The organism is Microbacterium sp. zg-B185, assembly GCF_030246885.1.
Classification (GTDB): domain Bacteria; phylum Actinomycetota; class Actinomycetes; order Actinomycetales; family Microbacteriaceae; genus Microbacterium.
The window spans coordinates 1,814,731-1,836,358 of the sequence record NZ_CP126739.1 but is presented as its reverse complement, the minus strand read 5'-3'; the positions used below and the strand labels follow the sequence as shown (position 1 = coordinate 1,836,358).

At 70.5% G+C, this 21,628-nt stretch carries 21 protein-coding genes; 1 reads left to right on the top strand and 20 read right to left on the bottom strand.

Annotated elements, in window-relative coordinates; genetic code table 11:
• Positions 1-2 precede the first annotated feature (2 nt).
• From hisG to pyrR, 17 genes are all read right to left on the bottom strand, one after another.
• Positions 3-845, bottom strand: coding sequence for an ATP phosphoribosyltransferase (hisG, locus tag QNO12_RS08820; protein WP_257502643.1), 843 nt, complete (start codon positions 843-845; stop codon positions 3-5).
• A 43-nt stretch (positions 846-888) separates the two neighbouring features.
• Positions 889-1,152: a phosphoribosyl-ATP diphosphatase gene (locus tag QNO12_RS08815; protein ID WP_257502617.1), complete on the bottom strand. Its 264-nt coding sequence runs from the start codon at positions 1,150-1,152 to the stop codon at positions 889-891.
• A gap of 44 nt (positions 1,153-1,196) precedes the next feature.
• Positions 1,197-1,808, bottom strand: a complete 612-nt coding sequence (locus tag QNO12_RS08810; protein WP_285177845.1) for a hypothetical protein — start codon at positions 1,806-1,808, stop codon at positions 1,197-1,199.
• A 10-nt stretch (positions 1,809-1,818) separates the two neighbouring features.
• Positions 1,819-2,439 (bottom strand): ribulose-phosphate 3-epimerase, encoded by a 621-nt coding sequence (gene rpe / locus QNO12_RS08805; protein WP_374761047.1) that lies wholly within the window; start codon positions 2,437-2,439, stop codon positions 1,819-1,821.
• 140 nt (positions 2,440-2,579) lie between these two features.
• Positions 2,580-3,944: an RsmB/NOP family class I SAM-dependent RNA methyltransferase gene (locus QNO12_RS08800; protein ID WP_257503707.1), complete on the bottom strand. Its 1,365-nt coding sequence runs from the start codon at positions 3,942-3,944 to the stop codon at positions 2,580-2,582.
• Positions 3,941-4,870: a methionyl-tRNA formyltransferase gene (gene fmt, locus QNO12_RS08795; RefSeq protein WP_257503708.1), complete on the bottom strand. Its 930-nt coding sequence runs from the start codon at positions 4,868-4,870 to the stop codon at positions 3,941-3,943. Before fmt ends, QNO12_RS08800 begins: the two co-directional genes overlap by 4 nt.
• An 8-nt stretch (positions 4,871-4,878) precedes the next feature.
• Positions 4,879-6,858: a primosomal protein N' family DNA-binding protein gene (locus QNO12_RS08790; protein ID WP_257503709.1), complete on the bottom strand. Its 1,980-nt coding sequence runs from the start codon at positions 6,856-6,858 to the stop codon at positions 4,879-4,881.
• A 31-nt stretch (positions 6,859-6,889) separates the two neighbouring features.
• Positions 6,890-8,083: a methionine adenosyltransferase gene (metK, locus tag QNO12_RS08785; RefSeq protein ID WP_257503710.1), complete on the bottom strand. Its 1,194-nt coding sequence runs from the start codon at positions 8,081-8,083 to the stop codon at positions 6,890-6,892.
• Positions 8,084-8,209: 126 nt separating this feature from the next.
• Positions 8,210-8,464 carry a DNA-directed RNA polymerase subunit omega gene (gene rpoZ / locus QNO12_RS08780; protein WP_257503711.1) on the bottom strand — a complete coding sequence of 85 codons (255 nt, stop codon included), beginning with the start codon at positions 8,462-8,464 and terminating at the stop codon, positions 8,210-8,212.
• Between the two features lie 55 nt (positions 8,465-8,519).
• Positions 8,520-9,488, bottom strand: a complete 969-nt coding sequence (gene gmk / locus QNO12_RS08775) for a guanylate kinase (RefSeq protein ID WP_257503712.1) — start codon at positions 9,486-9,488, stop codon at positions 8,520-8,522.
• Complete coding sequence (pyrF, locus tag QNO12_RS08770) at positions 9,481-10,341, bottom strand: orotidine-5'-phosphate decarboxylase (protein ID WP_257503713.1); 861 nt, start codon at positions 10,339-10,341, stop codon at positions 9,481-9,483. The genes gmk and pyrF overlap by 8 nt, the downstream gene beginning before the upstream one ends.
• Complete coding sequence (carB, locus tag QNO12_RS08765) at positions 10,331-13,624, bottom strand: carbamoyl-phosphate synthase large subunit (RefSeq protein WP_257503714.1); 3,294 nt, start codon at positions 13,622-13,624, stop codon at positions 10,331-10,333. The genes pyrF and carB overlap by 11 nt, the downstream gene beginning before the upstream one ends.
• Entirely contained in the window at positions 13,624-14,808 is a 1,185-nt protein-coding gene (gene carA, locus QNO12_RS08760) for a glutamine-hydrolyzing carbamoyl-phosphate synthase small subunit (protein WP_257503715.1), read from the bottom strand. Before carA ends, carB begins: the two co-directional genes overlap by 1 nt.
• Positions 14,805-15,308 carry a PH-like domain-containing protein gene (locus tag QNO12_RS08755; RefSeq protein WP_257503716.1) on the bottom strand — a complete coding sequence of 168 codons (504 nt, stop codon included), beginning with the start codon at positions 15,306-15,308 and terminating at the stop codon, positions 14,805-14,807. The genes carA and QNO12_RS08755 overlap by 4 nt, the downstream gene beginning before the upstream one ends.
• The gene (locus QNO12_RS08750) at positions 15,305-16,651 is read right to left on the bottom strand and encodes a dihydroorotase (RefSeq protein ID WP_285177842.1); all 1,347 of its coding nucleotides are present in this window, start codon (positions 16,649-16,651) and stop codon (positions 15,305-15,307) included. Before QNO12_RS08750 ends, QNO12_RS08755 begins: the two co-directional genes overlap by 4 nt.
• On the bottom strand, positions 16,651-17,631 hold the full coding sequence (locus tag QNO12_RS08745; protein WP_257503718.1) for an aspartate carbamoyltransferase catalytic subunit: 981 nt from the start codon (positions 17,629-17,631) through the stop codon (positions 16,651-16,653). The genes QNO12_RS08750 and QNO12_RS08745 overlap by 1 nt, the downstream gene beginning before the upstream one ends.
• The gene (gene pyrR / locus QNO12_RS08740) at positions 17,628-18,167 is read right to left on the bottom strand and encodes a bifunctional pyr operon transcriptional regulator/uracil phosphoribosyltransferase PyrR (RefSeq protein ID WP_257503719.1); all 540 of its coding nucleotides are present in this window, start codon (positions 18,165-18,167) and stop codon (positions 17,628-17,630) included. The genes QNO12_RS08745 and pyrR overlap by 4 nt, the downstream gene beginning before the upstream one ends.
• Positions 18,168-18,464: 297 nt before the next feature.
• Between pyrR and QNO12_RS08735 the strand changes: the two genes are divergently transcribed.
• The gene (locus QNO12_RS08735) at positions 18,465-18,809 is read left to right on the top strand and encodes a hypothetical protein (protein WP_257503720.1); all 345 of its coding nucleotides are present in this window, start codon (positions 18,465-18,467) and stop codon (positions 18,807-18,809) included.
• A gap of 128 nt (positions 18,810-18,937) precedes the next feature.
• Here the strand turns inward: QNO12_RS08735 and QNO12_RS08730 are convergent, their stop codons facing one another.
• The 3 genes from QNO12_RS08730 to efp form a co-directional block, all read right to left on the bottom strand.
• Positions 18,938-20,515 carry a Rieske 2Fe-2S domain-containing protein gene (locus QNO12_RS08730; protein ID WP_257503721.1) on the bottom strand — a complete coding sequence of 526 codons (1,578 nt, stop codon included), beginning with the start codon at positions 20,513-20,515 and terminating at the stop codon, positions 18,938-18,940.
• A gap of 111 nt (positions 20,516-20,626) precedes the next feature.
• Positions 20,627-21,037, bottom strand: a complete 411-nt coding sequence (nusB, locus tag QNO12_RS08725) for a transcription antitermination factor NusB (protein ID WP_257503722.1) — start codon at positions 21,035-21,037, stop codon at positions 20,627-20,629.
• A 20-nt stretch (positions 21,038-21,057) separates the two neighbouring features.
• Positions 21,058-21,618, bottom strand: coding sequence for an elongation factor P (gene efp, locus QNO12_RS08720; protein ID WP_257503723.1), 561 nt, complete (start codon positions 21,616-21,618; stop codon positions 21,058-21,060).
• Between the last annotated feature and the right edge of the window lie 10 nt (positions 21,619-21,628).

The window sequence follows — 21,628 nt, the reverse complement described above, 5'->3', positions numbered from 1 at the left end:
CGCTACAGCCTCGCGTTGTGGATGGCCGTGACCAGGATGGCCCGCGCGCCGATGGCGTACAGCGCGTCCATGACCTGGTTCACGTCCTTGCGCGCGCTCATCACGCGCACCGCCACCCACTCCGGGTCGCGCAGCGGAGAGATCGTCGGCGATTCGATGCCGGGTGCGATCGCCACAGCGGCATCGATCAGGTGCACCGGCAGGTCGTAGTCGATCAGCACGAAGCGGCGCGCCACCATCACGCCGCGCAGTCTGCGCAGCAGGGTGTCGGTGCCGCGGACCTCCTCGGGTCCCCCGATCAGCACGGCTTCGGACTCCAGGATCACCGGACCGAAGATCTCCAGGCCTGCCTGACGCAGCGTGGTGCCGGTCGAGACGACATCGGCGACGGCATCCGCGACACCCAGGCGCACCGCCGATTCCACTGCACCGTCCAGCGGAACCAGATCGACCGCGACGCCGCGCTCGTCCAGGAAGCCGTCCACCAGTCCCGGGTACGCGGTCGCGACACGGACGCCCTCGAGGTCCTCCACGGAGGTGAACGCGCCGGGCGGGGAGGCGAAGCGGAACGTCGATTCCCCGAAGCCGAGCGCCTCGATCTCGCGCGCGCCGGGCATGCGGGCATCCATCAGCAGATCGCGTCCGGTGATCCCCACATCCAGCGCGCGGGAGCCGACGTAGGTGGCGATGTCCTTGGGGCGCAGGTAGAAGAACTCGACCTCGTTGGCGGGGTCGATCACGTGGAGGTCTTTGGGGTCCCGGCGGCCGATGTACCCGGCCTCCTGGAGCATCTCGGCGGCGGTGTCGGCGAGCGACCCCTTGTTCGGCACGGCGATTCGCAGCATGGCGGAGGAGCTTTCGGATTCGGGGCGGTCGGCGGGGTGCGGCTCAGAGATGTCGGTAGACATCTTCGAGGCTGAGGCCCTTGGCGAGCATCAGCACCTGCAGGTGGTACAGCAGCTGCGAGATCTCCTCGGCCGCGGCATCCGTCGACTCGTATTCGGCTGCCATCCAGACCTCGGCCGCCTCTTCGACGATCTTCTTGCCGATCGCGTGCACGCCCGCGTCAAGCTGCGCGACCGTTCCCGATCCTTCGGGTCGGGCGGCTGCCTTGGCGGTCAGCTCAGCGAACAGCGTGTCGAACGTCTTCACATTGCCAGGGTACCGAACCGGGGCGGCCCCCGACGCCGATGGGGTCAGTGCGCGAGGATGCTCAGCCCGATCACCAGCGCCCCGAGCACCGTGGTGGACGCGATGCCGGCCAGTCGCCAGCCCCACGAGCTGCCGTTGCGGGCCGCGTTCGCGTAGCCGATGAGCGCGAGCATCACCAGGCCGCTGCCGAGCGCGAGGAAGTACGCGGTGTACTCCTCGACCAGCCCGAGCGCCCCCAGCGACAGCAGCAGCGCGGGGACCAGCATGGCCACGAGCATGCCGGAGCTGTGCCGGATGCCGTGGCTCAGAGCCGCGCGCAGGGGCATCGGGGGTGCGGCGGCCCGGCTGGCCACCACGGAGGCGTAGATGTGCGCGAGCCAGAACACCAGGACGGTGCCGACCACGAACACCAGCACCTCCAGATCGGTGTCGTCATCCCAGCCCACCGCGATCAGCGCGGTCACCAGGACGATGCCGTAGACCCCGTGCTCCCCGCTGTACGCACTGAGCACGTGCCGCGCCGGGCGGGCCGCCGCTGCCCGCAGGCCGCGGGCCGCGGGCCGCGCCGGCCGGGCTGCCGCTGCCCGCAGGCCGCGGGCCGCGGGCCGCGCGGGCGCAGCGGGCGGCTCGTCCGGAGGTGGTGCGACCGACTCCATGGCTGTCCTTTCAGTGCGTGTGCCGGTGGCGGCCCGCCGAGGCGCGCAGGGAGGAGATCGCGGCGCCCGGATCGGCCGCCCCGAAGACGGCGGAGCCTGCGACGAAGGTGTCCGCGCCCGCTTCGGCCGCCTGGGCGATCGTGGACTCGCCGATGCCGCCGTCGACCTGCAGCCACACCGAAGATCCGCGGCGGCGGGCCTCGTCGGAGAGCAGGCGCAGCTTCGGCATCGTCTCCGGCATGAAGGATTGCCCGCCGAAGCCCGGTTCGACGGTCATCACCAGGATCTGGTCGAACTCGTCCAGCACGTCGAACAGCCCCTCGATCGGCGTGGCCGGCTTGACCGCGATCCCGGCGCGGGACCCGATGGCACGCAGCCGCCGCGCCAGCGCGACCGGATCGGTCGCTGCCTCCAGGTGGAAGGTGACCGAGGCGGCACCGAGCTGCGCGTAGTCCGGCGCCCACCGCTCCGGCTGGTCGATCATCAGATGCACGTCCAGCGGCACCGGGCTGGTGTCCTGGATGCGCGAGACCATCTGCGGACCGAAGGTCAGGTTCGGCACGAAATGGTTGTCCATGACGTCGACGTGGACGAAGTCGGCACCCTCGATCCGCGCCAGTTCGGCCTGCATGTTCACGAAGTCGGCGGCGAGGATGCTGGGGTTGATGCGCACGGCGCTGGTGGTCCCGGTACGACTGCCGGCTCGGTCTTGGTCAAGGCTGTGCACGCGTCCATTATGGTCGAGGGCCGCGCAGGCCCACGTCCTCGGTCTCAGGACCGGCGCAGCAGCGTGATGGACATCGCATCGGTGTTGTGGCGGTGCGGCCACAACTGGGCCCGGCCGGAGCCGTCCTTCTGCGCCGGCAGGTCAGGTTCGGCATCGGAGATGCCGCGCAGCACCGCACGCGCGTCGAGCTCCTCGATGGAGTCCCCGAAAGCGCGTCTTGCCTCGCTGACCACGCCCGCCGTCTCGCCCAGGTGCGGGGAGCAGGTGACGTAGGCCACCACGCCCCCGGGGCGCAGCCCGCCGATCGCAGCGGCGAGCAGCTCGCCCTGCAGCTGGGTCAGCTCCGCGACGTCGGCCGGGGACTTGCGCCAGCGCGCCTCCGGTCGTCGGCGCAGCGCACCGAGCCCGGTGCACGGTGCGTCGACCAGGATCCGGTCATACCCGCCGGAGCCCGGTCGGGTCCGTCCGTCCTCCTCCGAGACCGGCACCTCCAACGGGATGCCGGCGATCGCCTGCCGGACCAGGCCGGCGCGGACCGGTGAGACCTCGTTGGCCTCCAGGCGCGCGCCGACCTGCAGCGCCTCCGCGGCCAGCACCGCTGTCTTGCCGCCGGGGCCGGCACACAGGTCCAGCCACACCTCGCCGGGCCGCGCGGGGACGGCACGGGTCAGCGCGAGCGCCGCGAGCTGGGAGCCTTCGTCCTGCACGCGCACCCGACCCGCGGACTCCCGGACCAGTCGCTCGGGGTCGCCGCCGCCGAGGCGGAATCCGAACGGCGAGTACGGCGTGTGCCGCGCGTCCTCGGGCACCGCGGCCAGGCCGGGCAGCGCCGCCATGGTGACGCGCGGCGCCGCGTTGTCCGCGATGAGGAGCGCTTCCAGTTCGTCGGCGCGCCCCTCGGCGGCCAGCGCTCGCCGGAACGCCCGGACGATCCACACCGGGTGCGAGTGGACCAGCCCGAGACGTTCGTCGTCCGAGCGTGCGCTCGCAGCGACGCGCGACATCCACTCCCCCGGAGTGTCCCTGGACACCCGGCGCAGCACCGCGTTCGCGAAGCCGGACGCGCCGCGGCTGCCCGCGCTGCGTGCGAGATCGACCGATTCGTTCACGGCGGCGTGCGAGGCCACCCGCGTCGAGAGCAGCTGGTGCACGCCCAGCCGGAGAGCGTCCAGCACGGCCGGGTCGATCTCCTGGATGCCGCGGTCCGCCGCGATCTGGATGACGGCATCGTAGGTGCCCTGCCGACGCAGGGTGCCGTAGGTCAGCTCGGTGGCCAGCGCGGCGTCCGCGGTGCTCAGCCCGGCCCGCGCGATGGCCTTGGGCAGCAGGAGGTTGGCGTAGGCGTCGGATTCGTTCACCGCGCGGATCGTCTCGAATGCGACCCGCCGGGAGGTGTCGGCGGAGCTCACGAGCCGGCCCGGGGCGGGGTGCCCGCGTCGCGGCGCCCGCGCCACCAGTCTGCAGCGTTCATGGGAGCCTTTCCGGCGGGTTGGATCCGATCCAGCATGACCGGGTCGGTGGCGGTGCCGATCAGGACGGCGCCGTCCTGCGCGGCCACCGCCCCCGGCTCGAGATGCGGGGCGTTCTCGGCTGCCTCGCGTGCGGCGAGGATCTTCACCCGTGCACCGTCGAAGGTCGTGTGCGCTCCGGGTTCGGGCGTCACCCCGCGCAGTCGCGCGAGCACCGCGTCCCGGGGTTCCTGCCACCGCAGCCGGCCGTCCTCATCGCCGAGCTTCGGGGCGAGCGTGGTTTCGCCGGTCTGCGGGGTGGCGTGCGCGGTGCCCGCGGCGATCGCATCGACCACCTCGTGCAGGAGCGTCGCGCCGTCGACCGAGAGCGCGCTCAGTACGTCTCCGGCAGTGGCGCCGTCCGGAACGACGTACTCGCGCGCGGCGTAGATGTCTCCGGCATCGAGCGCGGGAACGAGCTGGAACACGGCCGCACCGGTGACCCGGTCGCCGGCGATCAGCGCGTGCTGCACCGGCGCGGCACCCCGCCAGCGCGGAAGCAGCGAGAAGTGCAGGTTGATCCACCCCTGCCGCGGCGCGGACAGCAGAGGTTCGCGGACCAGGCCGCCGTACGCGACGATCACGCCGAGGTCCGGTTCCAGCGCCGCGATCCGAGCGGCCGCCTCGGCGTCCAGGCGATCCGTGCGGATCGTCGGGATCCCGAGGTCCTCGGCCGCTGCCGCCACCGGCGAGGGGGTGATCACCCGCTTGCGGCCGACGGGTGCATCACGGCGCGTGACCACCGCGACGATCTCGTGCCCGGACGAAGCGAGCGCGCGCAGCGAGGGGACGGCGGCATGGGGCGTGCCGGCGAAGACGAGGCGCATGACGTTCCTCACAGGTCCAGGTCGGGTACGTCGACCCGCACTCTGAGTGTATTGCGGGTGCCCGGCGCGCGAGTCTTCGGGTTCTTCCGCACGCGCAGCGCGTCCGCCACGATCGAACTGCGCAGGCTCTCGGTCACGCGCCCGCCGAGGGCGTACTCGAAGCGGACCAGCGCCCGCGCGCCCGCCTCGGTGGGCACCGGACCGAGGATCGCTTCGTCCTCGAGCGAGGGCACCGCCGTGCGGAGTGCGCCCAGCGCGGCATCGACTGCGGCCGCACTGCCCTCCAGCGCTGCGACCCGGACGGTGGGCGGCATGCGCAGTGGCGCACGATCGGCCAGCTCGGCGCGGGCGTATGCGGGTTGAGTCCAGGTGGCCAGGGCACGGGCGATGGCTCCGGTGACGCCGACCAGGTGCACGGGCGCCCCGGGCGCGGCCAGGGCGGCCGCGTTGGACCACCACCGCAGGCACGACTCGCCGATGCGCAGATCGTCGGCCAGCAGCATCCGATCCCCGTCCAGCAGGATGACTGCGCGATAGCCCCCCTCGGCGACCGGCTCGGCCCCGCGCGTGGCGACCACCAACGCCGGGCGACCCTCCACGCTCAGCACAGGGTGCTCGCCGTCGGCGAGGATGATCCGGGTGTCGGGGAAGGCCCGTCCCAGGTCATCCGCGGTGCGTTCGCTGCCGGAGGATGCCATTCGGATGCGGACCGACTCGCAGCGCGGGCATGCCCATGCGGTCGCCTGGCGACCGCACCAGCCGCACCCCGGCACCGCGCCGCGCCGTGCGGCGTGCAGCGGGCCCCCGCATGCCGGGCAGCGAGCCGGGGTTCGGCAGTCGGCGCAGACGAGCACCGGTGCGTACCCAGGACGGGACACCTGGACCAGCACGGGGCCGGTGCGCAGCGCTTCCCGTGCTGCCGCGAACGCGGCCGAGGGCACACGGGCGCCCGGGGACTCGCCCTCCTTGGTCGCGCTCAGCACCACCCGAGGCGAGGCGCGACGCGCCGCGGAGACATCGCGGACCCAGCCCAGCGAGACGAGCCGTTCGACGTCCGTGGTGCGGGTGTGGCCGGCGAAGACCACGGAGCACTCGTCCAGCTCCTGCCGGAGAAGGGCGGCGTCGCGGGCGTGCACCCCCGGACTCAACGGCTCGGCGAGCAGCGGATCTCCGTCGTCCCAGATCGCGATCAGGCCAGGGGCGTGCGCGGGCGCGTAGACGGAGGACCGATTGCCCACCACGATGCTGGGCACGGGTGCCAGCATGCGCAGGAACGCCGCGTAGCGGGCCGGGGAGCTCTGCCGTGCGTCGTTGCGCAGGATCGCGTCCGCCGGGGCTCGGGCGGCCAGGGCGGTCTCCAGCTGTGCCTGGTCGCGGTGGTCGGGCACCACCAGGATCGCGCTGCGGCCCGCCGCCAGGGTGCGCACGGCGGCGGCGGCGAGCAGCACGGCCCACGAGCCGGTGGTCGCTCCGCCCGGCAGGCGCACCGGCTCGGGGCGGGCGTCCAGCGCCCCGCGCCCGCGATGATCCAGGCATTCCACCAGCGCGGGGTACGGCCCCAGCACGGCGGCGGCCCATTGCCGGTTCTCCTCGCTGACCACCGGTTCGCCCGGGGGGTCACCCGCGAGCCAGGCCTTCTCCGCGCGCACCATGCGCTTGGGGATCGCCAGCCGCAGGATGTCGGTTGCAGAACCCGCGGCCCGGTCCGCGGCGCGGCGCGCCAGCGCGTACAGGCGGGGGGTCAGCACGGGCACCGTGGAGACGACGGCGTCCACCTCGGACAGCGGACGGTCCGTGGCGTCGGGTTCACCCAGTTCCACGACGTACGCGTCCAGCATTCGACCGGCGCTGCGCAGCGGGACCCGGATGCGCACGCCGGGGCGCACAGCCTCGGCGAGCTCCTCGGGGATCGCGTAGTCGAACAGGCGGTCCAGCTGCGGCAGGGGCGAGTCGATCAGGACACGCGCGACGCGGCGCGAGGCCGTCATCTGCGGTACCCCGCCGCGTAGCGGCGCGGCGTCACAGCCCGGCGGCTGCGCGCAGATCGTCGACGCGGTCGGTGCGCTCCCACGTGAAGTCGGGCAGTTCGCGGCCGAAGTGCCCGTAGGCGGCGGTCTGTGCGTAGATGGGGCGCAGCAGGTCGAGGGCGTCGATGATCGCCTTGGGGCGCAGGTCGAACACATCCAGGATGGCGCGGGTGATCACCTCGTCGGCGACGTGGCCGGTGCCGAAGGACTCCACGTACAGGCCGACCGGGTTGGCCTTGCCGATCGCGTAGGCGATCTGGACTTCGAGCCGGTCGGCGAGGCCTGCGGCCACCGCGTTCTTGGCGACCCAGCGCATCGCGTACGCCGCCGAACGGTCGACCTTGGAGGGGTCCTTCCCGCTGAAGGCGCCTCCGCCGTGGCGGGCGGCGCCGCCGTAGGTGTCGATGATGATCTTGCGGCCGGTCAGGCCGGCGTCGCCCTTGGGCCCGCCGGTGATGAACGGACCCGCCGGGTTGATGTAGAACTCGACATCCGGCAGTGCCAGGCCGGTGGCCTCCAGGACGGGGTCGATGACCTCGGCGCGGACGGCGGCGCGCAACGCCTTCTGGGAGATGTCGGGGTGGTGCTGCGTGGACAGCACCACGGATTCCACCGTCTTCGGGGTCTGTCCGTCGTAACCGAGAGTCACCTGGGTCTTGCCATCCGGACGCAGGAACGGCAGGGCCCCGCTGCGGCGCGCGTCGGCCAGTCGCTCGGCCATCCGGTGCGCGGTCCACGCGGCCATCGGCATCAGCTGAGGCGTCTCGGTGGTGGCGTAGCCGAACATGATGCCCTGATCGCCGGCGCCCTGCTCGTCGCGGGGGTCGGTCGATCCGCCCTCGCGGCGTTCGAAGGCCTTGTCCACGCCGGCGGCGATGTCCGAGGACTGCGCCCCGATCGACACGCTCACACCGCAGGAGTCGCCGTCGAAGCCGGTGTCGCTGGAGGTGTAGCCGATGCGGTTCACGACGCCGCGCACGATCGCGGGGATCTCGACGTAGGCGCTCGTGGAGACCTCACCGGCGACGTGGACCAGTCCGGTGGTGACCAGCGTCTCGACCGCGACGCGACCGTGCGGATCCTCGGCGAGGATCGCATCGAGGATGCTGTCCGAGATCTGGTCGCAGATCTTGTCCGGGTGCCCCTCCGTCACGGATTCGGAGGTGAACAGACGCAGCTCGGTCATCGATGCTCCAGGTTCCTGGCGGAGTCGGCTCGGATCGCTCCAGTATCGCGACCGCGGCCGACGCCGCCGTCACGCGGTGTCACAGCGCCGCCCGGGATGGACGGCGCGCATGCGGCATCGCCGTGATCACTCAGCCTGGCGAAGGCGGAGCTTGTCCTCGTGGATCTCGTGCAGGGCGATCGTGAGGGGCTTGTCCTCGACGGTGGAGTCGACCAGCGGGCCGACGTTGTCGAACAGGTTGCCCTCGTGCAGGTCGGAGTAGTAGTCGTTGATCTGGCGCGCGCGCTTGGACGCGTAGATGACCAGCTGATACTTCGAGTCGACCTTCTGAAGCAGGCTGTCGATGGGGGGATCGATGATCCCCTGGTTCTTTCCGGCCACGGCGAAACCTCCTGGGTTTTTGCGACGGATGTCGGGTGAAAACGTGTTCGCGCTCTCAGACGCGCGCAGATGGGCGCGCGGGCGCATCCACCAATTCTACGACCTCCTGGGCCGCTGCGGCGACGTCGTCGTTGACGACGAGGAAATCGAACTCGTTCTGGGCGGCCAGTTCGGCCTTCGCGGTACGCAGGCGCCGCGCCCGCTCCTCGTCGTCCTCGGTGCCGCGGCCGACGAGCCGCTGCACCAGTTCGTCCCAGCTCGGCGGCAGCAGGAACACCAGCGTCGCGGACGGCTCAGCCGCACGCACCTGTCGTGCGCCCTGCAGATCGATCTCCAGCAGGACCGTCCGTCCGGCCGCCAGCGCCTCCTCGATGGGCCGTCGCGGCGTGCCATAGCGGTACTTGTTGTGCACGGTGGCGTGTTCGAGGAGCTCGCCGGATTCGATCAGACGATCGAACTCGGCGTCGTCGACGAAGAAGTAGTGCTGGCCCTCGACCTCGCCGGGTCGCGGCGGTCGCGTCGTCGCGGACACGGACAGGTGGATCTCGGGGTGCTGTTCGTGGATCCGCGCGGCGACGGTTCCCTTGCCCACCGCAGTCGGTCCGGCGAGCACGACGAGCCGGCTGCGGCCGCCGCGGGCCTGCCGCTCCGGCCATCGGGCGTCCAGGAACGAGCTCAGCACGCGGCGCTGACGGGCACCCAGCCCGCCGAGGCGTTTGACGGGCGAGATCTGCAGCTCCTCCAGGATGCGGTCGCGTTTGCCCTCGCCGATCGCGGGGAGGCTGGTGAGGTACTCCGTGACACGCATCGTGCCGGCCGGAGAGGTCGGATCGGCGAAGGCGCGGCGCGCCAGCTCCTGCGGGGTGATCACCCGCATCGCGACGTCCTTCTTCAACGCGGCGCGGGCGCGGCGCGCGGCGACCGCGCGACGCGATGCCGCCAGACGATCCACCTCGGGGGGCCGCGTCGGCGAGCCGGGAGCCGCACGGGGGGCCGTGGGGGCCGGAGTCCGGGGGTCAGTCATGCCAGCTCCTGTACTCCTGAACCCGCGAATCGATGGCCTGCGCGAGGCCGGCCGGTCCTGCCGACAGCAGGCTGCGGCTCTCGGACGCGATGACCAGCGGGGCGGAGGAGCCGAACCGCCGGGGCAGGTCAGCCGGCCCGGCGCCCTGGTGACCGAAGCCGGGCGCGAGGATCGGGGCGGGCGGGGTCAGCGCGTCCAGCCCGGCATCGGACCAGTCGACGGTGGAGCCGATCACGAGGCCGATGCTGCCCCACGAGCCGTGGCCGGCCGTGCCGGCGTTGTGCGCGGAGACCTCCGCGACGATACCCGCCGAGACCGTCCCGCCTGCCGCCAGAGTGGCGCGCTGCAGCGGGAACGCCTCCGCGTTGCTGGTCGCGGCCAGGACGAACACGCCCTTTCCGGTGCGCTCGGCCAGCGCGAACGTTCCCTCCAGCGCGCCGATCCCCAGGAACGGGTTCACCGTCATCGCGTCGGACTCCAGTGCGGAGCCGGGGGTCAGCCAGGCCTCGGCGTACGCGTCCATCGTGGTGCCGATGTCGCCGCGCTTGGCGTCCGCGATCACCAGGACACCGGCTGCGCGTGCCGCGCCCAGCACGTCCTCCAGGGCGGCGAAGCCCGCGGAGCCGTAGCGCTCGAAGAAGGACACCTGCGGTTTGACGATGCCGACCCGGCCGGCGGCGGCATCCACCACGCGCAGGCCGAACTCGCGCGCGCCGGCGGCCGAGGCCGCCAGCCCCCACGCCTCCAGCAGCTGCGGATGCGGGTCGATCCCGACGCAGAGCGGACCGGACGCGGCAAGGGCGGCACGGACCCGGTCGCCGAACCCGGGTGCGCTCAGGCGGTCATCGCTCAAGGCGCGCCGCCCGGTCTGCCGCATACTCCTGCAGGCTCTTCACGTCGTAGCCGGCACGCACCGCGTCGAAGGAGCTGACCGCGGCCCCGAGCACGGCCATCGTGGTGAACAGCGCCTTGTCGGCCGCGACGGCGGCCGCGCGGATCTCGTAGCCGTCCGCCCGGGCGGACCGGCCGCTGGGGGTGTTGACCACGATGTCGATCTTGCCCGCGTTGATCAGGTCGACGACGTTGGTCTCGCCGGAGTCCAATGTCGCGCTGAACTTGTTCACGACCTGCACGTCGATGCCGTTCCGCGCGAGGATCTCGGCCGTCCCCTCGGTGGCCAGGAGGGTGAAGCCGAGTTCCTGCAGGCGGTGGGCCGGCAGGATGACGGCGCGTTTGTCGCTGTCGGCGACGGAGATGAACACCGTGCCCGACAGCGGCATGCCGCCGTACGCGGCCTCCTGGCTCTTGGCGAACGCGCGGGGGAAGTCGCGGTCGATGCCCATGACCTCACCGGTCGAGCGCATCTCGGGACCCAGCACGGAATCGACGGTCTGGCCGTCCTTGGTCCGGAAGCGCTTGAAGGGCAGCACCGCCTCCTTCACCGACACCGGCGAATCCAGCGGAACCCGTGACCCGTCGACCTCCGGCAGCAGGCCCTCGGCCTTCAGCTCGGCGATGCTCGAGCCGGTCATGATGCGCGCGGCGGCCTTGGCCAGCGGGATCCCCAGCGCCTTGGACACGAACGGGACGGTGCGGCTGGCCCGCGGGTTGGCCTCGATCACGTAGAGGACTCCGGCGCTGATCGCGAACTGGACGTTGATCAGGCCCTGCACTCCGACGCCCTTCGCGATCGCGAGCGTCGCGACCCGGACGCGGTCGATCTCGGTCCGTCCGAGCGAGATCGGCGGCAGGGTGCAGCTGGAATCGCCGGAGTGGATGCCGGCCTCCTCGAGGTGCTCCATCACTCCCCCGATGTACAGCTCGGACCCGTCGTAGAGCGCGTCCACGTCGACCTCGATCGCGTCGTCCAGGAAGCGGTCCACCAGCAGCGGCATGCCGGGGCCGATGATCGCCTGATCGGCGATGCGCACGAAGTAGTCGAGCACGCTCGGGGCGTCGTAGATGATCTCCATGCCGCGGCCGCCGAGGACGAAGCTCGGCCGCACCAGCACGGGGTAGCCGATCTCCGCGGCGATGGCGAGGGCCCCGTCCGCGTCGGTGGCGGTGCCGTGACGCGGTGCGATCAGGCCGGCCTCGTCCAGGAGCTGCGAGAACAGCTCTCGCTCCTCGGCCATGTCGATGGCCGCCGGGCTGGTGCCGAGGATGCGGTAGCCGGCATCCTCGATGCCCTTCGCCAGGCCCAGGGGGGTCTGGCCGCCGAGCTGACAGATCACACCGAGGATCTGACCGGACTGGGCTTCGGCGTGCAGCACCTCGAGCACGTCCTCCAGGGTGAGCGGCTCGAAGTACAGCCGGTCGCTGGTGTCGTAATCGGTCGAGACGGTCTCGGGGTTGCAGTTGACCATGACCGTCTCGTAGCCTGCCGCCGACAGCGCGAACGAGGCGTGCACGCAGGAATAGTCGAACTCGACGCCCTGCCCGATGCGGTTCGGGCCGGAACCGATGATGACGACCTTGGTCCGCTCGGACGGCGCGACCTCGGTCTCGAAGTCGTAGCTGGAGTAGTGGTACGGCGTCAGCGCCGGGAACTCACCGGCACAGGTGTCGACCGTCTTGTAGACCGGGCGCAGGCCGAGGGCGTGACGGATGCCGCGCACCGCCGTCTCCGCGTCGCCGCGCAGCTGTGCGATCTGGGCGTCGCTGAACCCGTGCTCCTTGGCGAGGCGCAGGGTGTCCACGTCCAGCTCCGCGGCCGCGTGCACGGTCTCGGCGATCTCGTTGATCAGGACGATCTGGTCCAGGAACCACGGGTCGATGCCGGTCGCCTGGAACAGCTGCTCGATCGTGCCGCCCTTGCGCAGCGCCTGCTGGACGACCACGATGCGGCCGTCGGTGGGGGTCCGGGCGATCTCGATCAGCTCGTCCACGGAACGCGGCTCGCTCCCCCAGTGGAAGCTGGACCCGCGCTTCTCCAGCGACCGCAGCGCCTTCTGCAGGGCGGTGGCGTAGTTGCGCCCGATCGCCATCGCCTCGCCGACGGATTTCATGGTCGTCGTCAGGGTGGTGTCGGCCGCGGGGAACTTCTCGAAATTGAACCGCGGCACCTTGACCACGACGTAGTCCAGCGTGGGCTCGAAGCTGGCCGGGGTGACCTTGGTGATGTCGTTGGGGATCTCATCCAGGCGGTAGCCGATCGCGAGCTTCGCCGCGATCTTCGCGATCGGGAAGCCGGTGGCCTTGGACGCGAGGGCGGAGGAGCGCGAGACGCGCGGGTTCATCTCGATGACGATGACCCGACCGTCGGCGGGGTCGACGGCGAACTGGATGTTGCATCCGCCGGTGTCCACGCCCACGGCGCGGATGATGTCGATGCCGATGTCGCGAAGCTTCTGGTACTCGCGGTCGGTGAGCGTCAGCGCGGGCGCAACGGTGATCGAATCTCCGGTGTGCACGCCGACCGGGTCGACGTTCTCGATGGAGCAGACCACCACCGTGTTGTCGGCGGTGTCCCGCATGAGCTCGAGCTCGTACTCCTTCCAGCCCAGGATGGACTCCTCGAGCAGGACCTCGCTGGTGGGCGAGTCGTGCAGACCGGCGCCGGCCATGCGCCGCAGGTCGCGCTCGTCGTAGGCGAAACCGGAGCCCAGGCCGCCCATCGTGAAGCTCGGCCGGACCACGAGCGGGTAGCCCAGGTCGTCGGCGGCGGCGAGGACTTCGTCCATCGTGTGCGCGATGTGGCTGCGGGCCACCTCGGCACCGGCATCCAGGACGAGCTGCTTGAAGATCTGGCGGTCTTCGCCCTTGTTGATGGCCTCGAAGCTGGCTCCGATCAGCTCGATGTCGTACTTCTCGAGGATCCCGTGATTGTGCAGATCGATCGCGGCGTTCAGCGCCGTCTGGCCGCCCAGGGTGGGCAGGATCGCGTCGGGACGCTCCTTGGCGATGATCGTCTCGATGACCTGCCACGTGATGGGCTCGATGTAGGTCGCGTCGGCGAAGTCCGGGTCGGTCATGATCGTGGCCGGGTTGGAGTTGACCAGGATGACGCGCACGCCCTCCTCGCGGAGCACGCGGCACGCCTGCGTCCCGGAGTAGTCGAACTCGCACGCCTGGCCGATCACGATCGGCCCGGAGCCGATGACCAGGACGCTCTTGATATCTTCGCGCTTCGGCATCAGTTGTTGCCCTTCCGGGTGGCCAGGACCAGGTCGCGGAACCGGTCGAACAGGTAGTTGGCGTCGTGCGGACCGGCCGCCGCCTCGGGGTGGTATTGCACGGAGAAGGCCGGGATGTCCAGCGCCCGCAGCCCCTCGACCACGTTGTCGTTGAGGTCCACGTGGCTCACCTCGACGCGTCCGTAGCCGTTGGGGCTGTCGAACTCGCCCTCCAGCGGCGCCTCGACGGCGAAGCCGTGGTTGTGCGAGGTGATCTCGACGCGTCCGGTCGTCCGATCCAGCACCGGCTGGTTGATGCCGCGATGCCCGAACGGCAGCTTGTAGGTGCCCAGTCCGAGCGCACGGCCGAGCAGCTGGTTGCCGAAGCAGATCCCGAAGAACGGCAGACCGTCGTCGAGGACGCCGCGCAGCACGTCCACATGGTCGTCCGAAGCCGCCGGGTCGCCCGGGCCGTTCGAGTAGAAGACGGCGACCGGGTCGATGGCGCGGATGTCCTCGATGGTGACGTCCTGCGGCAGGACATGGACCTCGAAGCCGCGCGCGGCCAGATTGTCGATCGTGGACTGCTTCACGCCGAGGTCGAGCACCGCCAGGTTCCCGATCCGCTCAACGCCAGCCCGCACCACGGCGGGGGTCACCTCGGGCCGGTCCACCGAGACCTGAGCGGAGAGGTTCTGCCCCGTCATCTCCGGGGCGGCCCGGACGACCTCGAGCTGCTCGCCCGGGTCGAGGTCGGCGGCCTCGCCCGAGAAGATGCCGCCGCGCATGCTGCCGGCCGAGCGGATGTGCCGGGTGATCGCACGGGTGTCGATGCCGCTGATGCCGACGACGCCGTCGCTGACGAGCGCGTCGTCGAGCGATTCCTCTGAGCGCCAGTTCGACACGACGCGCGAGGGGTCCCGCACGATGTAGCCGGCGACCCAGATCCGGCGCGACTCGGTGTCCTGCGCGTTCATTCCGGTGTTCCCGATGTGCGGAGCGGTCTGCAGCACGATCTGGCCGGCGTAGGACGGGTCGGTGAGGGTCTCCTGGTAGCCGGTCATGCCGGTGGCGAAGACCACCTCGCCCAGGGTCGTTCCGCGGGCGCCGTAGGCGCGTCCGACGTGACGGGTGCCGTCCTCCAGTACGAGGACGGCGGGATCGGAGGGAGCGCCGACGGCGCGGATGTCGAGGGGGACAGTCATTCGTTCTTTCCTGTCTGCTGAGAGAGTGCGGAGATCTCGTCGGCCACCACGCGGGCGGAGGCGCCCTGTGGCCGGAAGTAGGAGTCAACGACGTCCTGATCGTTCAGCCGCCACGACATGCGGACCAGCCCGTCGCGCTCCACGACGCGGTCTATCGCTACGGTCGCCTGGGCGACGTCGTCGATCTGGGCGGTGGGCAGGAACAGACGCGGCTGACCGGTCAGGTCGATGGCCACGCCGGCGCTGGTCACGGTCAGGTCGGCGCGGGACCGGAAGCCCAGGCCGCGGATGGCGAGGCGCTCGAGGGGCTCCCCGTGCCGGGTGGTCGCGACGTACAGGCCCTCGTGGCGGCTGAGGACTGCGGCATCCGCCGGAGCCTCTCCGACCGGGGCGCGCAGTCCGGAGTCGCGGCGGGTCCGCCGCCACCACGCCCATGCCAGCAGCCCGATCAGCACCAGCGCGACCGAGACCATCACGGCCAGTGCCCCTTCGCGCGTCATGCGCGCACCCCCGGTGTGTCCAGGAGCGCGCCGTCGGCGACCGTGACCACGCCGCCGTAGACCGTCCAGCGCACCTCGCCGGGCAGTTCGCGTCCGAGGTAGGGCGAGTTGCGGCTGCGCCCGTGCAGATCGGCCGTCGAGAACGTGCGTGTCGGCGCGGGGTCGTAGAGGGTGAGGGATGCCGCTTCCCCCGTCGCGAGCGGAGTGCCGTGCCCGCGGAGGCGGCCGATACGGGCGGGGGTGCGCGACATGACCCGTGCGACATCGGGCCACGCCAGCAGTCCGGTGTCGACCATGGCGAGCTGGACGACGCGCAGTGCGCTCTCCAGGCCGACCATCCCGTTCGCGGCCGACTGCCACTCGCAGGCCTTGGCCTCGGCGGGGTGCGGCGCATGGTCGGTGGCGACGATGTCGATGGTGCCGTCGGCCAGTCCCCGGCGCACCGCGCGGACGTCCTCCTCGCGCCGCAGGGGAGGATTCACCTTGAACGAGGCGTCGTACCCGCGAGCAAGCTCGTCGGTGAGCAGGAGGTGGTGGGGGGTGACCTCCGCGGTCACGTTCACGCCGCGCCGCTTCGCCCAGCGGATGATGTCGACCGATCCTGCGGTGGAGAGGTGGCACACGTGCAGGCGCGATCCGACGTGCTCGGCCAGCAGCACGTCGCGGGCGATGATGGACTCTTCTGCGACGGCCGGCCAGCCGGCCAGCCCCAGTTCGGCCGAGACCGCGCCCTCGTTCATCTGGGCGCCTTCGGTCAGTCGCGGGTCCTGCGCGTGCTGCGCGATGACGCCGTCGAAGGCCTTCACGTACTCCAGGGCGCGGCGCATGATCAGCGGATCCCACACGCACGAGCCGTCGTCGCTGAAGACGCGGACTGCGGCCCGGGAATCGGCCATGGCGCCGAGTTCGGCCAGACGCTCGCCCCGTTGTCCGACCGTGACCGCGCCGATGGGCTGGACGGTCACGTAACCGGCCGCCTCGCCGAGGGCGAGCTCCTGCTCGACGACACCGGCGGTGTCGGCGACAGGTGAAGTGTTGGGCATGGCGAACACGGCCGTGTAGCCGCCGGCTGCGGCGGCCCTCGAACCGGTCAGCACCGTCTCGGATGCCTCGAATCCGGGCTCGCGCAGATGCGTGTGCAGATCCACCAGGCCGGGCAGCGCGACCAGGCCGTCGGCGTCGATCACAGTTGCGCCGGCACGGCTGAGCGTGCCACCGGACTCGGCGATGCGTCCGTCCTCGAGGATCAGGTCGCCGGTGCGACCTCCCTCGATCCGCGCACCGCGGACCAGAAGCGTCTCGGCTCGGAATCGGCGGCCGGAGCCGCTGTCAAGGGCGGTCATCATGCGTCCTCCCTTTCGTCGTTCGCGGGTCGTCCCTCAGCACGTTCACCCGCCAACAGCAGGTAGAGCACCGCCATCCGCACGGACACGCCGTTCGTCACTTGATCGAGCACGGTCGATCGGGAGGAATCGGCGGCTTCGGCGGAGATCTCCAGGCCTCGGTTCATCGGGCCGGGATGCATCACCATGCTACCGGCCCCCAGCACCTCCAGCCTGCGCGCGTCCAAGCCCCAGCGGCGGGAATACTCCCGCTCAGTGGGGAAATAGGCGGCGTTCATCCGTTCCAGCTGGATCCGCAGCATCATCAGGGCGTCCGGCTGCGCGGCGACCGCGTCGTCCAGGTCGTAGATCACCCGCGCCGGCCAGGCCGACATGTCCTGCGGGAGGAGGGTAGGCGGGGCGACCAGCGTCACCTCTGCGCCCAGTGTGTTCAGCAGCCAGACGTTCGAGCGCGCCACCCGCGAGTGCAGGATGTCGCCGACGATCGCGACGGTGACGCCGGACAGGTCGCGACCGCGGCTGTCGTGGCCGAAGCGACGCTTGCGAATGGTGAACGCGTCCAGCAGCGCCTGGGTCGGGTGCTCGTGCGTGCCGTCCCCTGCGTTGACCACGCCCGCGCTGATCCAGCCGCTGGTGGCGAGGGTGCGTGACGCGCCCGACGCGCCGTGACGGATGACGACGGCATCCGCGCCCATGGCCTGGAGTGTCTGCGCGGTGTCCTGCAGCGACTCCCCCTTCGAGACGCTGGAGCCCTTCGCGGAGAAGTTGATGACGTCGGCGCTGAGCCGCTTCGCGGCGGCCTCGAAGGAGATGCGGGTTCGCGTGGAGTCCTCGAAGAAGAGGTTCACCACGGTCTTGCCGCGCAGCGTCGGAAGCTTCTTGATCTCGCGCTGCTGGGTGTCGGCCATGTCCTCGGCGACGTCGAGGATCTCCAGCGCGTCCGCGCGGGACAGGGTCTTGGTATCCAGCAGGTGTCTCACCGGTCGGCCCCCTCGATCGTGACGAACTCCTCGCCGTCCACTTCGGCCAGTCGCACGTTCACCCGTTCGTCGGATGCGCTCGGCAGGTTCTTCCCGACGAAGTCCGGCCGGATCGGCAGCTCGCGGTGGCCGCGGTCGATGAGGGTCGCGAGGCGGACCGCGGCGGGGCGGCCGATGTCCTGGAGCGCGTCCAACGCTGCCCGGATGCTGCGGCCGGAGAAGAGCACATCGTCGACGAGGACGACCACGGCTCCGTCGATCCCGCCGGAGGGGATGGAGGTGGGCTGCGGTGCCCGGGTCGGATTCCGGTGCAGGTCGTCGCGGTACATCGTCACATCCAGCGCGCCGACCGGCACGACCGTTCCGCTGAACTCGCCGATCAGCGTGGCGATGCGATTGGCCAGTGCGACGCCGCGAGTGGGTATGCCGAGGATCACGAGACCATCGGACCCCTTGTTGGACTCGAGGATCTCGTGGGAGATCCGAGTCAGGGCCCGGGCGATGTCGGCTTCATGCAGCACAGTGCGCGTGCTCATCCGCCGCTCCCTTCTCCGCCTCACAGGACGGGGTTAAAGGTTGCTTCGGTCAATCCTACCCGACCCGGATCACGGTGCGCCTCCGTGCGGTGCGGCCGCGCACTGGCACGCTGAGCACGTGGCAGATGCAAGCCCGGCGGACGCGCGCAGCCGCGACGCTCCGCGCCCGCGCGCACGACCGGCGTCGTACCTCTCGCGCTCGTCGGTCGAGTTCGGGCGAGGCATCTCGTTCTTCGACGCGATCTACGGATTCGCCGCACGGTCATCGTGGTGTTCTGGCGGGTGAATGTTCGGCTCATGCGCCGCCTGCGCGGATTGGACGCGGTCACCACGGCGATCAATCTCGCGGCTGCCGCGGCCGTGATCCTGATCGCGTACACCACCCAGGGGATCAGCGATCCGGCCACTGCCGCACTGCCCCTTCCGACCGCCTGCTATGCCGCCAACATCGCCCTGGTCGCGTTCTGCCAGATCGCCATGTTCCAGGTCGCCCGCGCGCGGGGGCTGGAGCGGTCCCCGCTTCCCGGCCGTGCGAACCTCCTGGGCGTCGCGGCGGCGCTGGTCACGCCCGTCGTCTTCCTCGCCTCCATACCGGTCGCGCTGATCTGGGGTGCGCCCCCGCAAAGCTCACGTGGGCGGTGAGTCTGGTGCTCAGCCCGCTCGTGGGCGTGCTGGCAGCACGCGCGAACCGGCCCAGCCGCCAGGTGGAATGACAGCGGCCGCGATCAGGACGCCCGGTGATACCGCGCCCGTTCACGGGCGGGCAGTCGTCACGCCACGGCGGGAGCGGTCGCCTCGCGCGAGAGGGCGTCCTCGGCGGTACGGGAGCGGATCGGATGCCCGTGCGTGGTGAGGCACTTGCCGCTGGCGAGGTCCCACTTCCAGTCGTGCAGGCTGCAGGTGAGCACGCCGTCCTCGATCTTGCCGGTCTTGGACAGGTCCGCCCGCAGGTGCGGGCACCGGCGCTGCACCACCCAGTCGCCCAGCTGCACGTCCTCGGACACATCGGACTGCTCCGCGTACCAGTTCTCGACGTACTCGATCCGGTCGCGGGACAGGCACTTCATGAAGGTGTAGATGAACTCGTTGAACTTGCCCACTCGGCCGGCCTGGAACTGCATCGAGAGGAAGATCGAGTTCGACCAGTCGATCTCGTGGTCGCGGATGTTCGTCGAGACCAGGTCGGCCGGGATGGTGAACCAGTACCCGGTCTCCTCCCCCGCATACTCCCGCACCTTCGCCTTCGGGAAATCGACGACCATGTCCAGTTCGCCGATCGTGTAGCGCACCGGTCCCCCGACGCCGTCGCGGAAGATCCGTCCGCGACGCAGCAGCGGCTCCCACCACTCCTTGAGGGCGGCGAGCATCTCGGCCGGGGGCAGTACCGCTGCGCGCGATGCCTCTTCGCGGGCGACCTCGTCCTGCCGGGAATCGCGCTGTTCGGCCAGGTACGCCCATTTGTCGCCGAAGATGTGCTCGATCTCGTCGTCGGTGTACAGCGTCTGGGTGACGGCGATCTGGCCGTGGTCCAGTTCGACGACCGTCCCGGGCAGGTACAGGTAGCCCTTCTGCTCGGGGCGCAGCTGAGCCATGTGCTCGAGGAACTGCCGCTGGTCGGTGAAGATCGAGTCGTCTTCGAGGCCGTATCCGTTGTAGCGGAACAGCTCTTCGCGCAGGAACATCGGCGGTCCGGCCATCGGGAAGACGTGCTCCGCGCCGACCTTCTCGATGTAGTACATCGCGCGCTTGTTCTGCGCATCGCGTTTGAGCCGTGCGAAGTTCTGCTTCGCCTCCTGGGGCAGGTCGTAGACCATCGGCCACCAGATCGCGCCCGAGACCTGGGTGAAGTAGGCGTCGGGCTTGCTGAAGCCCAGCAGCGCGTCCAGGTCGAGCGGATGCGAGTCGTTCTGGTTCAGGATGCTGGCGGTGCCGTCGTCCACGGAGAGACTGGAATCGCCGATCGGACCGTCGCTCGGCGCGCGCAGCGGCGTGACCATCACCTTCAGGTCGCCGAACTCCAGTGGCACACCGGCCTGGGTGTGGATGATGTTCGAGTATCCGAGAGCACGCAGATCCTGCTCGAGATCGTCGGTGGGATAGTCCGGCAGCAGGACCTTGATGTCCTTCGGGACGAAGCGCTCCATCAGCGCGGGGTCGAAGTGATCGCGGTGCCGGTGCGAGATGTACAGGAAGTCGGCGTTTCCGTACGTCGCCCAGTCCAGTCCTCGGTTGTCCGGGAACGGGAACCACGCCCCGAAGAACGTCGGGCCGATCACCGGGTCGCACAGGATGCTGCCGCCGCGGGTCTCGATGAACATGCCGGCGTGGCCGAGGCCGGTGATCCTCATGGCGCTCCCAAATTCCTCAGATGACGTCGTCTTGTGAACGCCCCGATTCTACGGTGCGACCCTGCGGCGCTCCTGCGGGCCGGCTGTGCGGCGGCGGATCGGACGCCCCGATCAGGACGAGCGGGCGATCCGCGCGAGCACTCCGTGCACGAAGGCGCCGGAGTCGTCCGTGGAGAATTCCTTGGCCAGGTCGACGGCCTCATCGATCGCGACGGCGGTGGGCACCTCGTCGTTGTACAGGATCTCCCAGACGCCCATCCGCAGCAGAGCGCGATCCACGGCGGGCATTCGGGCCAGAGACCAGTCCTTGGCGAAGGTGCTGATCTGCTCGTCGATCTCGTCGCGGTTGTCGATCACGCCGTCGACGATCTCGCGGGCATACAGCCACGAGGACTCGCGGGCGGGTTCGTTCGCGGCTCGCGTCGCCTCGGCGGCGAGGGTGACGGCGAGGTCGTCGCCGCGAACGTCGGACTGGAACAGGATGTCGAGGGCACGCTTGCGCGCCTTGGTGCGGGCGCTCATCAGAAGAAAGCTCGCCCGCGCTAGTTGACGCGACCGAGGTAGTCGCCCGTGCGGGTATCGACCTTGACCTTCGTGCCGGTCTCCAGGAACAGCGGGACCTGGATCTCATAGCCGGTCTCGACGGTGGCGGGTTTGGTCCCGGCCGATGACCGGTCGCCCTGCAGGCCGGGCTCGGTGTAGGTGATCTCCAGCACCACGGATGCCGGGAGCTCGACGTAGAGCGGATTGCCGTTGTTCAGCGCGATCTGGACCTGCTGATTCTCCAGCAGGAAGTTCGCGGCATCGCCGACGACGCTCGCGGGGACGGTCAGCTGGTCGTAGTCGGCGACGTCCATGAACACGAAGCCTTCGCCGTCGTTGTACAGGTACGTGAAGTCACGGCGGTCGACGTTCTCGATCTCGATCTTCGCACCGGCGTTGTAGGTGCGGTCCACCGTCTTGCCGGAGACGACGTTCTTCAACTTGGTGCGCACGAATGCGCCGCCCTTGCCGGGCTTGACGTGCTGGAACTCGATGACGTTCCACAGCTGTCCGTCGATGCTGAGGACGACGCCGTTTCTGATGTCTGCGGTGGATGCCATGACTGGGTGA

Coding starts and splice junctions, on each gene's coding strand:
- hisG (WP_257502643.1), bottom strand. CDS start 845: ATGCTGCGAATCGCCGTGCCGAACAAGGGGTCGCTCGCCGACACCGCC.
- fmt (WP_257503708.1), bottom strand. CDS start 4,870: ATGCGCCTCGTCTTCGCCGGCACGCCCCATGCCGCCGTCCCCTCGCTG.
- metK (WP_257503710.1), bottom strand. CDS start 8,083: ATGACCGAGCTGCGTCTGTTCACCTCCGAATCCGTGACGGAGGGGCAC.
- nusB (WP_257503722.1), bottom strand. CDS start 21,037: ATGAGCGCCCGCACCAAGGCGCGCAAGCGTGCCCTCGACATCCTGTTC.
- QNO12_RS08755 (WP_257503716.1), bottom strand. CDS start 15,308: ATGACGCGCGAAGGGGCACTGGCCGTGATGGTCTCGGTCGCGCTGGTG.
- rpe (WP_374761047.1), bottom strand. CDS start 2,439: ATGCAGGCCGAACTGGCGCGGATCGAGGGTGCCGACTTCGTCCACGTC.
- carB (WP_257503714.1), bottom strand. CDS start 13,624: ATGCCGAAGCGCGAAGATATCAAGAGCGTCCTGGTCATCGGCTCCGGG.
- QNO12_RS08730 (WP_257503721.1), bottom strand. CDS start 20,515: ATGAGGATCACCGGCCTCGGCCACGCCGGCATGTTCATCGAGACCCGC.
- pyrR (WP_257503719.1), bottom strand. CDS start 18,167: ATGAGCACGCGCACTGTGCTGCATGAAGCCGACATCGCCCGGGCCCTG.
- gmk (WP_257503712.1), bottom strand. CDS start 9,488: ATGACTGACCCCCGGACTCCGGCCCCCACGGCCCCCCGTGCGGCTCCC.
- efp (WP_257503723.1), bottom strand. CDS start 21,618: ATGGCATCCACCGCAGACATCAGAAACGGCGTCGTCCTCAGCATCGAC.
- QNO12_RS08735 (WP_257503720.1), top strand. CDS start 18,465: ATGCGCCGCCTGCGCGGATTGGACGCGGTCACCACGGCGATCAATCTC.
- QNO12_RS08750 (WP_285177842.1), bottom strand. CDS start 16,651: ATGACCGCCCTTGACAGCGGCTCCGGCCGCCGATTCCGAGCCGAGACG.
- QNO12_RS08790 (WP_257503709.1), bottom strand. CDS start 6,858: ATGACGGCCTCGCGCCGCGTCGCGCGTGTCCTGATCGACTCGCCCCTG.
- carA (WP_257503715.1), bottom strand. CDS start 14,808: ATGACTGTCCCCCTCGACATCCGCGCCGTCGGCGCTCCCTCCGATCCC.
- QNO12_RS08810 (WP_285177845.1), bottom strand. CDS start 1,808: ATGGAGTCGGTCGCACCACCTCCGGACGAGCCGCCCGCTGCGCCCGCG.